The sequence below is a fragment of the Schaalia sp. genome (assembly GCF_050312375.1).
GTDB lineage: Bacteria > Actinomycetota > Actinomycetes > Actinomycetales > Actinomycetaceae > Pauljensenia > Pauljensenia hyovaginalis.
On record NZ_JBNOYB010000080.1, the window covers coordinates 1 to 12,629 of the forward strand.

General features: G+C 69.4%; 13 protein-coding genes. 3 read left to right on the top strand and 10 right to left on the bottom strand.

The features are described 5' to 3' along the window. The 4 genes from ACQY7V_RS06270 to rimP all read right to left on the bottom strand — a co-directional run. On the bottom strand, positions 1–368 hold a 368-nt coding region (locus tag ACQY7V_RS06270; protein ID WP_428639398.1), incomplete at its 3' end, for a translation initiation factor IF-2 N-terminal domain-containing protein. Positions 369–475: 107 nt separating this feature from the next. Then, entirely contained in the window at positions 476–763 is a 288-nt protein-coding gene (locus tag ACQY7V_RS06275; RefSeq protein ID WP_154478393.1) for a YlxR family protein, read from the bottom strand. A 45-nt stretch (positions 764–808) separates the two neighbouring features. After that, positions 809–1,870, bottom strand: coding sequence for a transcription termination factor NusA (gene nusA, locus ACQY7V_RS06280; protein WP_235361374.1), 1,062 nt, complete (start codon positions 1,868–1,870; stop codon positions 809–811). Positions 1,871–1,875: 5 nt separating this feature from the next. Then, positions 1,876–2,346 carry a ribosome maturation factor RimP gene (gene rimP / locus ACQY7V_RS06285; RefSeq protein ID WP_303774040.1) on the bottom strand — a complete coding sequence of 157 codons (471 nt, stop codon included), beginning with the start codon at positions 2,344–2,346 and terminating at the stop codon, positions 1,876–1,878. Positions 2,347–2,420: 74 nt separating this feature from the next. Here rimP and ACQY7V_RS06290 point away from each other — a divergent pair, with 74 nt between their 5' ends. Together ACQY7V_RS06290 and ACQY7V_RS06295 are read left to right on the top strand one after the other, a co-directional pair. Then, positions 2,421–3,560 carry a hypothetical protein gene (locus tag ACQY7V_RS06290; protein ID WP_428639402.1) on the top strand — a complete coding sequence of 380 codons (1,140 nt, stop codon included), beginning with the start codon at positions 2,421–2,423 and terminating at the stop codon, positions 3,558–3,560. Between the two features lie 125 nt (positions 3,561–3,685). After that, positions 3,686–4,177: a hypothetical protein gene (locus ACQY7V_RS06295; RefSeq protein ID WP_154478385.1), complete on the top strand. Its 492-nt coding sequence runs from the start codon at positions 3,686–3,688 to the stop codon at positions 4,175–4,177. Between the two features lie 141 nt (positions 4,178–4,318). On the opposite strand, the gene ACQY7V_RS06300 is transcribed toward ACQY7V_RS06295, so the two are convergent. The 3 genes from ACQY7V_RS06300 to ACQY7V_RS06310 form a co-directional block, all read right to left on the bottom strand. Continuing rightward, positions 4,319–4,801, bottom strand: a complete 483-nt coding sequence (locus ACQY7V_RS06300; RefSeq protein ID WP_320836501.1) for an S-ribosylhomocysteine lyase — start codon at positions 4,799–4,801, stop codon at positions 4,319–4,321. A 115-nt stretch (positions 4,802–4,916) separates the two neighbouring features. Further along, positions 4,917–6,878, bottom strand: coding sequence for a DNA primase (gene dnaG, locus ACQY7V_RS06305; protein WP_303774043.1), 1,962 nt, complete (start codon positions 6,876–6,878; stop codon positions 4,917–4,919). Positions 6,879–7,008: 130 nt separating this feature from the next. Then, entirely contained in the window at positions 7,009–8,304 is a 1,296-nt protein-coding gene (locus ACQY7V_RS06310; RefSeq protein ID WP_407826439.1) for a deoxyguanosinetriphosphate triphosphohydrolase, read from the bottom strand. A gap of 92 nt (positions 8,305–8,396) precedes the next feature. On the opposite strand from ACQY7V_RS06310, the gene ACQY7V_RS06315 reads away from it, so the two are divergent. After that, on the top strand, positions 8,397–9,548 hold the full coding sequence (locus tag ACQY7V_RS06315) for a hypothetical protein (protein ID WP_428639405.1): 1,152 nt from the start codon (positions 8,397–8,399) through the stop codon (positions 9,546–9,548). 157 nt (positions 9,549–9,705) lie between these two features. Here ACQY7V_RS06315 and ACQY7V_RS06320 read toward each other — a convergent pair whose 3' ends face one another. Genes ACQY7V_RS06320 through ACQY7V_RS06330 form a run of 3 tightly spaced genes read right to left on the bottom strand, consistent with a single transcriptional unit; the run spans position 9,706 to position 12,520 of the window. Then, complete coding sequence (locus ACQY7V_RS06320; protein ID WP_428639407.1) at positions 9,706–10,785, bottom strand: hypothetical protein; 1,080 nt, start codon at positions 10,783–10,785, stop codon at positions 9,706–9,708. A gap of 47 nt (positions 10,786–10,832) precedes the next feature. After that, entirely contained in the window at positions 10,833–11,495 is a 663-nt protein-coding gene (locus tag ACQY7V_RS06325; protein WP_154478377.1) for an ABC transporter ATP-binding protein, read from the bottom strand. Next, positions 11,486–12,520, bottom strand: a complete 1,035-nt coding sequence (locus ACQY7V_RS06330) for a peptidoglycan-binding domain-containing protein (RefSeq protein ID WP_428639408.1) — start codon at positions 12,518–12,520, stop codon at positions 11,486–11,488. The genes ACQY7V_RS06325 and ACQY7V_RS06330 overlap by 10 nt, the downstream gene beginning before the upstream one ends. Positions 12,521–12,629 lie beyond the last annotated feature (109 nt).

Genomic DNA, 12,629 nt, shown 5'->3' on the forward strand with positions numbered 1-12,629 from the left:
TCGTGGGCGTCGGCGTTATCCGAGAAGGCCGGCGCCGAGCTCTGCGCGGCCTTCGCCGCTGCGCCTTCGACGGAGGCCTGCTCCGCAGACGCAGCCGCCGCCTTCGTCGAGCGCGCCGCGCCCGGCTTGGGGGCGCCCGGCTTCGAGGCCGGGGCCGCCGTCTTGGGGGCCGATTCCTTCGCAGCGGTCTCAGGCGCTGCGGCCTGGGCATTCGCCCCGTAGTGCTCGCGCACCGACCGGACGACCGGCGGTTCGAGCGCCGAGGACGACGCCTTCACGAACTCGCCATTGTCCTTGAGGTAGGCGAGAAGTTCCTTGCTGGTGATTCCGAGCTCCTTCGCGAGCTCGTGGACACGCAACTTTGCCACTGTTCTCCTGTTCGGAAGCGCCTCCGAACGGAGACGCGTTACTGGTATTGCTGGCAGCTCATCGCTGGGTACTCATCGGGTGCCCATCGGCTTCCAACCCGCTTTCACTACTCGTTGTCGGGCGTCGATGACGCCCTGGACTCGACGACCTTCTCGAGCGCATCCCAGAAGTCTCCCGGAGGGTCCTCCCGGAGGCGGAGCGCACGGCGCAGAGCCCGTGTTCGACGGGCTCGGTCGACGCATCGCGGATCCGGGTGGATCCACGCGCCCCGACCGGGTCGCACTGCTTCGGGATCGAGTGTCACGATCCCGTGTGACGCCGCGATTCGAATGAGGTCCGAACGCGACGAGCGCTTCGCGCATCCCACGCAGGTGCGCACAGGATCCGCTCCCATCGAGGCGGAAACTGTATTCAGCGCGGAATGCGTCACGTGCTCAGCTTAGTCGAGCGCCTCGTCATCTCCGGGATCGGAGTATGAGCGACTGGTCACGTCATCGGCCATCGAGGTGCGGGAGACGAGCCCCTCCTCGCCTTCTTCGGTGTCCGAGTGGATGTCGATGTGGAAATCGGTGAGGCGCGCGGCGAGGCGCGCGTTCTGCCCCTCTTTGCCGATCGCGAGCGAGAGGTGGAAGTCGGGGACGATCGCCGTCGCGGTCTTGTTCTCCACGGAGTGGACGACGACGCGGGAGACCCGGGCCGGAGAAAGGGCGTTGGCGACGAAGCGCCCGGGATCCGCGGACCAGTCGACGATGTCGATCTTCTCGCCGCCGAGCTCGGTCATGACGGCGCGGACGCGCGCGCCCATCGGCCCGATGCAGGCGCCCTTGGCGTTGATCCCCTCGCGGGTCGCGGCGACCGCGATCTTCGTGCGATGGCCGGATTCACGGGCGATGGCCTTGATCTTCACGAGGCCCTGCTGGATCTCCGGCACCTCGCGTTCGAAGAGTCCGGCGACGAGACCGGGATGGGTCCTCGACAGGGTGATGCGGGCGCCCTTCTCGGTGCGCTCGACGTTGACGACGAAGGCGCGGATGCGGTCCCCGTGCCGGTAGGCCTCTCCGGGGACCTTCTCAGAATCCGGGAGGACGGCTTCGAAGTCGTCGCCGACCTTGACGATCGTGATCCGCCCGTCGCGGGACTGATCGACGACGCCCGTGACGACGCGCCCCTTCTGGTTGGCGAAGTCGCCGAGGACCTTCTGGTCGTCCGCGTCGCGCAAGCGCTGCATGATGATGGAGCGCGCCGTGGCCTGGGCGATGCGCCCGAAGTTCTTGGGCGTGTCGTCGAACTCGCCGATCGGGTTCCCGTCCTCGTCCTCGTCGGTCGCCATGACGGTGACGCGACCGGTCTTCTTGTCGATTTCGATGCGGGCCCGGGAGATCGCCCCGGGGATGTTGTGATAGGCCTTGAGCAGCGCTTCTTCGATCGCGTCGACGAGCCGGTCGAGGGACACGCCCTTCTCCTGCTCGACCATGCGCAACGCCGTCATATCGATTTCCATGCGTCTCATTCCTCCGAACCGAATTCGACGCGGGCCCGCGCCTTCTTCATCTGTGCGAATTCGATCCTAGTCGTTGTCCCGTCGACATCGAGCTCCGCGCCCTCATCGTCGGCGAACATCACTTTTCCGGTGATGACGGATCCGTCGCGGAGCTTGACGCGCGCGGGCCTTCCGATCTGCTTGCGCCAGTGCCTGGGTTCGGTGAGTTCGCGCTCGGCTCCGGGGGTGGACACTTCGAGGAAGTACTCCGTTTCGATGGGATCGGCTTCATCGACGAGGGGCGAAACCGCGCGGGAGACGTCCCCGAGCAGGTCGGAGTCGACGGATTCGCCGGGCTCGGGCGCTTCGACGGTCACTCGGACGATCTTCATTCCGGATTCGCTGAGGGACACGACCGCGTCGAGTTCGAGTCCGAATCCTTCGACGACGGGGCGAAGACGCTTTTCGAGCGCGTCGAGGCGCTGCGCGTGAGACACGATGTTCCTCCTGAGTTCCCGACACGGCACGGCGAGCCCATCGTACCCGGCCCGGCGCGTGGGATGATGCCCGGGTGTCGAATGCTCTTCCCCCGCCCTCCGCTCGAGTGCGCCGCGAAGGCCCGGTGAGGCTGCGCCCTTCGCGCCCGATGCTTCCGGCCCTGCTTCTGACCGCCGCCCTCGGCCTGTCGTCGTGCACGCTCGGACCTGTGCGCATCGGAGCCGATGGCACCGCTCTTCCCCCTTTGACGGCCATTGAGGCGATTCGCGACCAGGCGGCGCGGACGGAGGCGGCCGCGGCGACGAGGGCGGGGTCCCTCGCATCGGATACGGGCGAGTGCGAGTCCTGCCGCACGGTCCTGAGCGCCATCGAGGAGGATTCGAGGGAGCGCGGGACCGCGATCGGCGGTGTGTGGGACCCGTGGTCGGGGCAGCCGCCCGAAGGCGCGCAGGACGTCCCCGCGATCGCGGATGCGCCGGTCGAGGTGCCTGAGTTCGCCTCGTGGCTCGCGCAGACGGCCAGGCGCGATCTGGCGATCGCTTCGGATCCGGCGCGCACGACTCCCGGGGAGGCTCGTCTTCTCGCCGCCCTCGCCCTCGGCCGTTATCGTTCGGCGCTCGATCTGGCGGATGTCTACGGACTGGAGGTCGAGGCCGGCGACGGACGCGTCGAGGACCTCAATGATCGACTGCGCGCCATCACGGGGACGGATTCCCTGTCGCTCTTGGGCACCTGGGGCTTGGATTCGAAGGCCCTGGAGGAGTCGACGACGCTTCCCCCGTCGGAGCTCGAAGGGGCGCAGGAGGCCCTCGGCGGCTCCGAGGAGCTCCGCAAGGCGGTCGCCGCATGGGATTGCGTGGCCCAGACCCTTCCTCGAGCGGCGCTCATCGACGGGTCGGCACCGGGGCCGACGCCCCGGATGGATGCGCTTTTCGCCCGGGCTGATGCGCTGATCTCGGCGGGTGCCGTCGATGGACGGGCGCTGCGCTGCGAGCTCGAGGCGCGAGACGCGGATTCCTTGTCGATGACGCTCATCGCGGCGGATCTGTCGCTCTTGTCGAGTGATGAAGCGGCGGTCCGTCTCGTGGGCGCGCATGCGGCTCTTGAGGACCTTCGGGCGTTCCCGATGGGCGCCGGGGCCTCTTCGCGGGCCTTGATCGGCGCCGAGGCGCTGGCCCCCGAATCGGCGCAGTCGGCAGCGGCGGGCGAGTAGGCGCCCCCCGTTCGAGGGCTTCGCCCCGTCCGGCCTTTCTCGTCGTCGCGGCCCTGCGGCCGTTCTTCCTCGCCCTTGCGCTCCCCGTCCGGCCCTCGTCGCCGGGGAACCGTAGAATCGGCGCTATGCCGAATGCCTCTTCGCTGCCCGATTCCGTGCGCGCCGCGCTGCCCGATTCAGACCGCAGGGCCCCCGTTGAGGCTCTCGAGTCCGGCGGTTGGGCGATCGCCGGTCGTCACGCGCTCATCGTCGCCGATGAGTCGGGGCCCGTCGATTCGGGCATGTGGTACGAGATCGCCCGGGCCTCGTGGTCCGGGCGGGATCGGGCCCTGGTCGTGGAGTGGATGGATCCGGCTCGCCCGCAGCTGAGGGTCGTCACCGATTCGACGGATCCCAGGGCGTTCATGCGCCGGGTGTCGGATCGGGTGGACCATTCGATCGTGCGCCATCTGTCGATGCGCGCGTCGAATGGAACGCGCGTGACGGCGTGGATCCGTCGGCGCGAGGACGATCGGCTCTTCTCCGTCCTGACCGCCCTCGGCCCCTTGGACGAGCCGAGTCGTCGGGAGGCGGAGCGTTTCGAGCGCGCGATGCGCGAAGGGGTCGGCCTCGAGTAGCCCCGGTCTTCAAAGCTCCGGTTCAGGCCCCGCCCCGGGCTCGGTCCTCCGGATTCAAGCCCTCGGCCTGGACCCCGGGCTCGGTCTTCTCGACTTCGACCCGCCCGTTGGGCCCGCGCCCAGGGGGCGCCGGGAAACGGGTCAGGCCTCCTCCAGGGGCCTGCGCACGAAGGGGTCGGTCGAGAAGCCCTGGGCGAGGATCTTCTCGCACCATTCCTTGGCGCTGAAGAGGGAGTGGTCCCGGTAGTTCCCGCAGGAGACGATGTCGACGCCGGGAACGTCCTCCCAGGTCACGTCCTCGGCGATCGCGCTCAGCGAGGAGACGAGGGCGCGAGCGACCTCCTCGATGCTCGGGGTGCCCCACATGATGAGGTGGAATCCGGTGCGGCAGCCGAAGGGCGAGCAGTCGATGACGCCGCCGATCCGGTCGCGCAGCAGGGATGCGAGGAGGTGCTCGATCGTGTGGAGCCCTCCGGTGGGGATCTCGCCCTCGTTCGGTTGGACGAAGCGCAGGTCGAAGTTGGAGATCCGGTCCCCATTGGGGCCGGTTTCGACGCTGATGAGGCGGACGTAGGGCGCGAGAACGGCCGTGTGGTCCAGCGTGAAGCTCTCGACTTCTGCCATGGTGTCTCCTTCAGGTGCGCCCTTTCGCCCGGTGACGAGGGCGGAGGTGCCGGTCGGTCGGGGGATGCCGCGCGTGCGCGTTCGTGGGTACCGTAGCCGAGCGGGGCGGGGAATGTCAGTCGCGTTCCGCGAAGGACTGCCTGCGCTGTTCGAGGACCATGAGCTCTCGGAAGGCCTCTGCGTAGGCGGGGTCGGTTTCGTCGAGGCGCTGCAGCCGCGAGCGCGCCTCCCCCATCTTGCGCGTGAGGTCCATCCGGACGAGGGCGCCGACGACGCCGCGGCAGTAGGCGCGCATCTCATCCTCGCGGTCCTGCGGGAGGGGGGCGACGGCGAGTTCGGCGACGGCCGCGCTGACGATCTGGCCCGCTTCTTCGCGCACGAGCTCGGCGAAGCGGCGGGTGGCGGCGTCTTTCGCCCGCTCCCCCTGGCCGAAGTGGGCTTCGGCGGAGCGCAGCAGCGCTCCGAAGGCGTCGAGCCCGCCGGTGGCGCGGATGGCGTCGTGGACGGCGCGATGCGTCGGGACGGAGAAGGAGGATCCGTCGAGCTCATCGAAGCCGGAGCCGATGAGGTAGATCGGATGCTGGAGGACCGCTTCGAGGACTTGGCGTTCGAGTTTCGCGATGGGGTCTTCCGGGCCGCGCCTGGGCGCGGGGGCGGGGATGCCCGCCCCCGCCATGTCGTCGTTCTCGCCGTATCGGGGTTCGGGCGCGGGGCGTCTGGAGCGGCGGACCGAATCGGAGACCGAAGGCATGTCCATGCCGAGCCATCCGGCGAGCGATCGCGTGTACTCCATGCGCAGGGCCCGGTCCTTGATGGAGGCGACGATCGGGGCCGATGCGGCCAGGGCGGAAACGCGTCCTTCGGCGGTGCGCAGGTCGACTTGGCGGAGAACGGATTTGATGACGAACTCGAAGAGGGGGGCGCGGGAGGCGACGAGGTCGAGGACCGCCTGGTTGCCCCGGGCCATGCGCACTTCGCAGGGGTCCATGCCTTCGGGGTCGACGGCGACGAAGGTCTGCGAGGCGAAGTTCTGGTCCTCGTGGAATGCGCGGAGGGCCGCTTTCTGGCCCGCGGCGTCGCCGTCGAAGGTGAAGATCACTTCGGATCCGCGAGGACGGCCGTTCGACAGGAGGACGCCGGCGGCGGGGTCGGCGCTGTCGCCGAGCAGACGTCGCACGATCTTGACGTGCTCGGACCCGAAGGCCGTGCCGCAGGTCGCGACCGCGCAGGCTTCACCGGCGACGTGCGCGGCCATGACGTCCGTGTAGCCCTCGACGATGACGACGCGGCGCTTTTGGGAGATCGCCTTCTTCGCGAGGTCGAGTCCGTACAGGAGCTGCGATTTCTTGTAGATGGGGGTCTCGGGGGTGTTGAGGTATTTCGGGGACTCCTTGTCCGCGTCGTCCAGGCGCCTGGCGCCGAATCCGACGGTCGCGCCCGTGATGTCTCGGATGGGCCACATGAGGCGACCGCGGAATCGGTCGTAGAGGCCGCGGTTCCCGCGCGTGGCGAGGCCGGCGATCTCGATCTCCTGGTCGGTGAATCCTTTGGAGCGCAGGTGGCGCAGCAGCGAGTCCCAGGTGTCGGGCGAGTATCCGACTCCGAAGTGGGCGCACATCGCCTGATCGAAGCCGCGGCCTGCGAGGAAGGCGCGTCCGGCATGGGCTTCCGGGGTGTTCAAGCAGGAGGTGTAGTACTCCTCTGCGACGCGGTGGGCGTCGAGGAGGCGCTGGCGCCTGCCCGGTTCCTCGGTGCGGACCTGACGCCCTCCTTCCTCGTAGTGCAGGGTGATCCCGGTGCGCTGGGCGAGGAATTCGACGGCTTCGGCGAAGGACAGGTGGTTGATCTTCTGGACGAAGGAGATGACGTCCCCGCCCTCGCCGCAGCCGAAGCAGTGCCACATGCCGAGGTGGGGGCGGACGTGGAAGCTGGGGGTGCGTTCGTCGTGGAAGGGGCACAGGCCCTTCATCGAGCCCACGCCTGCGGAGCGCAGGGCGACGTGTTCGCCGACGATCTCCTCGATCTTCGCGGCTTCGCGCACTGCGGCGATGTCCTCTTTACGGATGAGCCCTGGCACGAGGCGATTCTACCGGGGCCCGCCACCGCCTGCCGCCCCCGCCGAAAGCATCACCTTCCGGCGCCGAAAGCATCACCTTTCGCCATCGAGGGGATCCGGTCCCGCCAGCGGCCCCCACCCGCAACGGCGCCTACAGCTGCGTCGACAGCATCCCGCACCAGCGCGCATGCCACTTCGACGCCGAGGCGTCGGTGAGCGAGGCGACCTGGTCGATGACGGCGCGCAGGCGCCCGCCCTCGCCCTCGGCGCTCCGCCAGGCGGCGGCGAACATCGGTTCGAGCGCGGCGGGACCGGCCTCCATGAGGGCGTCAACGAGATCGGCGAGGAGGGTGCGCTGCTGGTAATAGACGGGTTCGGATTCGCGCGGGCTCATGACGAAATGGACGGCGAGGCCCTTGAGGACTTGGATCTCGGCGCGCGTCGAGGGCGGAACGACGAGGTCGGCGCGGTAGCGCCCCAGCGCCCCCGGCCCGAATTCGACGCGCGTCGCGGAGACGGCGGCCGCGCAGAATCGGCCGATGAGTTCGCTCGTGAGGTCCTTGAGGGCCGCGAGGGAGGCGTAGGTGCCGTCGAATTCGCGCACCCAGGCGTCGAGGCCGAGGAGGCGTTCGATCGCGCTCTCCAAGTCGGCGCGGGCGACTCCCGGCCCGTACCAGGCGATCGTCGAATCGATGACCTCGGAGAGGAGAGCGTCGTCGGCGAGCGCGGCGACCGGGCACTTCCCGGTGGCGACGGCGTCTTCGACATCGTGGACCGAGTAGGCGATGTCGTCGGAGAGGTCCATGATCTGCGCTTCGAGGCAGCGTCGGCCCGCGGGCGCCCCCTCGCGCATCCACGCGAAGACGCCCAGGTCGTCGCCGTAGACGCTGTACTTGCGCGAGGACTTCACCGGATCGGGGCCCTCCCCCTTCGCCCAGGGGTACTTGCAGATCGCATCGAGGGTCGCGCGGGTGAGGTTGAGGCCCGCGGCCTCGCCGCCTTCTCCGACGACCTTCGGTTCGAGCCTCGTGACCAGCCGGAGCGTCTGGGCGTTGCCCTCGAAACCCCCGCAGTCGGCGGCGAGTTCGTCGAGGACGCGTTCGCCGTTGTGCCCGAAGGGAGGGTGGCCGAGGTCGTGGCTGAGGCAGGCGGCGTCGACGACGTCGGGGTTGGCTCCGAGCTCTTTGCCGAGTTCGCGCCCGACTTGGGCGACTTCGAGGGAGTGGGTGAGGCGGGTGCGGACGAAGTCGTTGGAGGCGGGCCCCAGGACCTGGGTCTTCTCGCCCAGGCGGCGAAGGCCCGAGGAGTGGAGGATGCGTGCCCGGTCGCGTTCGAAGGCCGTGCGCATCGCGGATTTCGCGGACTCGGCGACTCTGCGCGATTGGTCGGCTTCGGAGTAGACGGGCACGAGTCCGGTTTCGATGAGGGGGCGCTTGGGTGAGCTCACGGTCTCAGCCTATCCTCCGGGCGCGCAGCACACCGGAGGCGAAGCTGTGACACGATGGACCCGTGGTGGAACAGCGAGGTGTGGAAGAGTCCGTGCGCACGTCCCTCGTGCATCGTGCGACACGGGGTCCGGCTCCCTGGTGGCATTCGAGCACGATCTTCGTACCGCCGCAGATCATGTCCGAGCGCAGCATGAACGAGGTCGAGGACTCCTGTCGGCTGGCGGTCTCCATCGGTTTCGACGCGGCGCTCCTGTCGCCTGCGGTTTCGCTGTTCACGACGACGACCGATGCGCTGCGCGCCCTCGTCGATCGGGGGCACGCGGCAGGCGCGCGGGTCATCCTCCGCCTCCCCGATCGGGTGTTCGAGGGGCTCGGCGATCCGGAGCTGGATTTCGATGCGCGTCGGGCCGCCGTGCTGGTCCTCGTGCGGGGGGCCGTTGAGGCGGGCGCCGATGGCGTGGATCTTCATGCCCGTGCGGATGGCTTGCACGGTTCATTCGAGACGGTTCGGACCGCCCGTGAGCGTTTCAGCGAGCTCGTCCGTTTGGTGGAGGCCGAGGCGGAGGCCGCAGGAGAGGCTCCTCTGATCGTGACGGCCGCGATCGAGGGGGCGGATGCGGGCGAATTGCGTTCGCACTTGGAGGAGGAGTGGTTCCACCACCTGCGCTGGGATGCTCTGCGCGCCGTCGCATTCGATTCGGCGGCGCTAGAGGAGGCGCTCGTCGATTCTTTGGATGCCCACGACCGCCTGGGGGCGGTCACCGCGTGGGCGATGCCCCTCCCTTGCGCTGGGGATGCCGAGGGCGCTGCTCGTTTCCTTCATGCGGTGTCGCTTCCCGGGGCTTTGCGCGCGCACGGCCTGTTCCCGATCGCCGAGGGCGGGGCGGGCGCCCCACAGGCACAGGGGGATTCAGCGCCGGAGTCGGCCGATTGCCCCGAGTTGGCGGTCATGGGGCGCGCTCTTGAGATCCGGGCGTCTGCGAAGCTCGCGACTGGTTCGCTCGGCATCGTCGGGGGCCTGCCGTGGAGCCGCGAGGGCGTGTCCGTGCATTTGAACGGCCCGGTCATGGTGGTTCTCAATTCTTGCGCCGAGCCGGTCGCGGTCCCGCAGACGGCCGCACTGCTCGTGAGCTCGGCGCCCGCCGAGACGACGGATGATGGACGGACGCTGGTTCCGCCGTGCGCCTGCGCATGGTTCGAGGCGCCGCGGGTCCGCCCGGTCGCCGCGCAGTTCTGGGATTGAATCGCGGTATCCGCGCGATCGCATGACGTTATTGCGCATTCCGTCGATCGGAATTCATGCCTCGTTCCGGAGATCGTCGAGCCGGTCGCGGGGGGCGGAACCGGCCTGGCGCTCGACGATTTGAATGCGTGCCTTCCGCTTCATCGCCCGTCCTCCGCTACCGCGTTTTGAAGTAGTCGAAGAGCTTCTTCTCACGAAGCGCCAGAGCGACGAGGAGAGCGCCCAGGAGCAGGCCTGATGCGCCGACGAGGCCGAGCAGGCCGGCGTGCGCCCACAGGGCCGGTCGGTCAGCCTCGGGAACGCGGAGGATCATCCCCGTCAGGACGGGGGCGCTGAGGATCGCGGCGAAGAGGGCGATGACGGCCGTATGGAGTTCCACCTTGGCGACGAGGTCCGTTCTGGACACCCCGGCGTGCAGGTCGGAGGCGAGTTCGAGGCGGCGCCTGCGCACCGAGAGCGCACCGATGCCGAGCCCGAGCGCGAAGAGGATCCACGCGATCGGGGCGGTGATCCTCCCGGCGTAGCGCCCGGGCCCGTCGAAGGCGGTGCCGAGGGAGGCGTTCACCGAGTAGGTGTCGACCTGCTGGTGCTCGTCGCCGGGGATGACGGCGAGCCGCATGAGGGAGTCGACGGCGGGGTTGAGCGGCCAGAGCCTCACCCAGCAGGCGTCGAAGCGCCCCCGGGCGGGCACGGGCACGAGCGCCGAGTAGGCGTAGCCGGTGCGGCGCCCGTCGTTCTCATCCCAGGCGTACACCCCCTTCACCGGTGTCGACGCTCCGGATTTCAGGGCGGCCTCGTCGCCGACGACAAGGCCGAGGGCGCTCGCGACCTGCTCGGCGAGGATGATGCCCGAAGCCGCAGGGTCGTGGGAGATCATGTCGAAGACGCCCTCGGCGCCACCGGTGTACTCCCAGGTCTGCAGGGATGCGGAGGGTATGGCGGCGGGGCTCAGCGGCTCTGGCGCCTTTCGGATCGCGATCGCCCCCTTCACTCCGTCGAGCTCGGCGAGCGCCCGGCATGTCGCCCCGTCGATCGCCTGGTTCGATTCGACGACGCGAACGGAGGCGAGGGAGGCTTGGTAGTCCGCTGCGGCCCTGGCTTCTCGGGCGATGACCTGCACGTCGAGGCTGATCCCTCCGCCGAGGAGGAGGGCGGCGAGGAGCGTCCATATGCCGATCCAGGCGGTGCCGCTCGTCATGTCCCGCCAGGTTTCGCGCGCGAGCGCCCCGATGCTCATGCGGGCCCGTCGCCCGCTCCGGGCGCGCACTCGGGCGCTTCGGGGCCTCATCGCTCGGCCTCGTCGTCGGGGGTGTAGGCGGCGAGGTCGATGACGCGAGTGCAGCGGTCGCGCACACGGGGGTCGTGGGTGGCGATGAGGACGACGAGCCCGCGGTCTTGAAGGGCGGTGAGCGTGTCCGCGACGTGGGCGGCGGTGCGCTGGTCGAGCTGTGCGGTCGGCTCATCGACGAGGAGGACGTCCGCTTCGGTGGCGAGTGCGCGCGCGAGGAGCATGCGTTGCGCTTCACCGCCGGAGAGTGTCTTGAAGGGGCGGTCTGCGACGCGGTCGAGATGGAAGTCGGCGAGGAGGCGCCGGGCCTGCTCGTCCGCGTCCGAGGGCGAGGCTCCGCGCGCGAGGAGGGGCAGGGCGACGTGATCGAGGACGCTCCGGCCGGGTACGCCGTGGGGGTTCTGGAAGACCCAGGCGATCCGCGCTCCGCCGGGTCGGGCGCCGGTCCCGCCCTCGTCCCCCGCTGGCGCGGCGAGCTCGATGCTCCCCTCGGCGGGGGCCGTCCACCCGGCGATCATCGACAGGAGGGTCGACTTGCCCGAGCCGGAGGGGCCGACGAGGGCGACCACTTCTCCTTCTCCGATCGTCTCCGTGAGGCCGCGGAAGAGCCAGGGCCCGTCGCCGAAGCGGTGGCCGAGGGTGCGCAGGCTCACCGGCATGTGAGCCCCTCGGTGTGGAGGTCGACTGCGGTGAGGGGATCGTCGGAGGTGATGTAGGACTGTCCGAGCTGCGAGCCGATGATCTGCACCCTGTGGATGTCACCGTTCTGGGCGATGCAGGCGTCGGCGCCGACGATTCCGAAGAGGGACGAGGGCGGGACGACGAGTGCGCTGATCGGGGTGGCGAGCGACCAGGGGACGGTGAAGACGCCTTCGCCGTCCCCGAGGGCCGTGGAGAAGGCTCTGTACTGGTCGGAGTCCTTGATCGCCTTCAGGGTCGCGGGGTCGGTGATGACGCCGTCTGCGGGCACGGGGAGCGCGCCCGTGGACAGGGTGAGGACGCGGTCCCCCGCGATCGCCTCTTCGGGGAGGGTGAGGACGCCGCGCTCGGAGGAGTCGGTGACGGAGAGCATGGGTTCGGCCGGATCGAGGGATTGTCCGAGGGCGATGTCGAGGGAGGCGACGGTGACCGAGGGGGCCGGGATCCAGACGACGCTCTCGCTCGGAATCTCGGCGGGTACGCCGCCGGTGCCGTCCTCGATGCCGAGGAGGTCGGCGAGCGCCCATCGGGTGTTCCAGTCGACGGTTCCGGTGACGGAGAGGGTGTAGCCGAGGCGGGCGAGTTCTTCTTGCAGGGCGGTGACGTCGTCGCCCTTCAGTCCGTTCGTGAGGGGCCGGTACAGGGGGGTTGAGGTGGCGAGGGCGATGAGGGGGCGTTCATCGATGCGCGCGATCTCGTGCCCGGATTCGAGGGGGCCTGCGAGGTTGACGGCGAGGGCGGTGACTTTCCCTTGGATCGGGGCGGAGATGCTCGTCGTCTCGCCCGTGATGAAGGAGAGGGGGATCGTCCGCGCATCGTCGATGACGCGGGTTTCGACGGGGGCGGAGTCGAGTGCGGGAGGGGCGTCGAGCGAGGCGGGGACGGGCGGGGCGAGGACGAGGGCGCCGAGGGCCCCGCCCCCTGCGGCGCACAGGAGACAGGCGAAGGCGCCGATCGCGAGGGGGCGCAGCGGGATCGTCTTCATCGTCTTCTCCTTCACCACCCGTGGACGCCTCGTCGCTTCCACAGGACCCACGTTAGATGGATGGAGGAGCCTCGCACACGGCTTTCGGCATTGACATTCGTCAACACTC